The following is a 1,920-nucleotide window of genomic DNA, read 5'->3' as shown; positions in this document are numbered from 1 at the left end:
GGGGGGCCCCCGCCGATACAATGGATCGCTGGTTGGCCTTGCTGTGGACGGAAATGCAGGGTGCCAAGACAGAAAGCGTTATTTACCGTGGAGGCGGGCGTTATGCCGCTTGCCTGAAAACGGCAGCGGCGCCTCTGGATGGTCGGATGCTGAAACCTGGCGGAACATACCTGATCACCGGTGGCCTGGGGGGAATTGGGCTGTTGCTAGCTCGCCATATGGCGATGAAGCATCCGGTAAACCTGATTTTGGCTGGCCGCTCGCCGCTGGATGATCATAAACGTTCGCAAATCAGCGAGCTGGAGGAGCTCGGCAGTTTGGTGTATTATGCCCAAACCGATATTACCGACGCCAAGTGGTTCAAGATAGAGATACAGAAAGCCCGAAACAGATTCGGGAGAATCGACGGCATGATTCATGCGGCAGGCGTTTTGGGAGAAGAGGACATTTTAGGAAGAACGGCCGAAAGCCTGCAAGAGGAGCTGGCGCCCAAAATCGACGGAACCTTGGTTCTTGACGAGGTACTGGGGGATGAACCGCTGGATTTTATCTGCTACTTTTCTTCGGTCGCGGCTGTGCTGGGAGACTTCGGTTCATGCAGTTATGCGGCAGGCAGCCGGTTTCAACTGGCTTATGCCAGCTATCGCAACGAGCTGCGTCAAAATGCAATGCGCCATGGAAAGACCGTCGCTATACTATGGCCGCTGTGGCGGGAAGGAGGCATGCATGCCGGCAACGCTGCGAAGGAGGAGCGGTATTTGCAGTACAGCGGGTTGCGTTACCTGGAAACAGATGAGGGACTTTCTCTGTATGATCAACTGCTCTCTACCAGCGGCTCCCACAGCATTGTTCTTCCCGGCCGGCCTGAGCGGATCCGGGAACTCACAGTCACAGCAGGGGAAACGAGTAGAGAAAAGGTCCCGCTCCATTTGAACTCGCCCGGCCATGCGGCGGAGCGGGAGCGGGGGTTGGAACTTTTCATTAAGAATGAACTGAAGCAGCAAATCAGCCGTATCTTAAAAATCCCCTGCGACAAACTGAGCTATGAAGAGAGTTTTTCTGGCTTCGGTTTTGATTCAATCAGCCTGATCGATTTGGCAAGAGGCCTATCGGAGCGTTTTGGTATTGAAATAATGCCGCCGCTGTTCTACAGCCACTCCACCATTGCCGCGGTCGGTAATTACTTGCTTCTGGAACACGGGGAATCCATGCTCCGGAATTACGCCGAAACGGTAGCCGGAGGAGTCGATCCCACCGGTGTGCCATCCCAACCCGGCAACCGAACCGAAGCGGCGGGGGTGTCAAGGCCTTTAGACGCTGAGGGCAGCGTCGAGGGTGCAAGTACGGCCGATGATCGCCCGGCGCTTGCGGTGGAGGGAACTCCGCAGGAACTGGAGGCCATAGCGATTATCGGTATGAGCGGACAGTTCCCGATGGCCCGCAACATTGAAGAGATGTGGGAGATCTTGAAAGCAGGCCGCGAAGCGGTTCAGGAAATTCCGGGCGAGCGTTGGGAATGGCGGAGCATCGCCGGTAACCCGATGCTGGAAGCGGGAACCACTAACTGCAACCGGGGGGGCTTTGTGCCGGGTGCTGCAGAGTTTGATCCGGGATTCTTCGATATTTCGCGCCGGGAAGCCGAGCTTATGGACCCGCGCGGGCGTCTTCTGCTTCAGGAAACATGGAATGCTCTGGAGGATGCAGGCTATGGCCCCAATCAAATCGCTTCGGGAACAGTAGGCTTGTTCGTCGGTCTTGAACAAGGGGATTATGCGCTGCTGGCTGCGGGAAGAGGGAACATAACATCGCATAGCAACGCCGTTCTTGCCTCTAGACTTGCCTATTTCCTTAATCTCGACGGTCCGGTCATGGCGATCGATACGGCATGCTCCTCGGCGCTGGTGGCCGTCCATCAGGCTT

At 56.4% G+C, this 1,920-nt stretch carries 1 protein-coding gene; it reads left to right on the top strand.

Annotation, left to right across the window (positions count from 1 at the left end; translation table 11 throughout):
- Positions 1 to 20: 20 nt before the first annotated feature.
- On the top strand, positions 21 to 1,920 hold a 1,900-nt coding region (locus tag L696_RS28745; RefSeq protein WP_155985420.1), incomplete at its 3' end, for a type I polyketide synthase.

It is taken from the genome of Paenibacillus maysiensis, from assembly GCF_000520815.1.
GTDB classification, from domain to species: domain Bacteria; phylum Bacillota; class Bacilli; order Paenibacillales; family Paenibacillaceae; genus Paenibacillus; species Paenibacillus maysiensis.
This window is presented reverse-complemented; position numbering and strand designations above follow the sequence as displayed.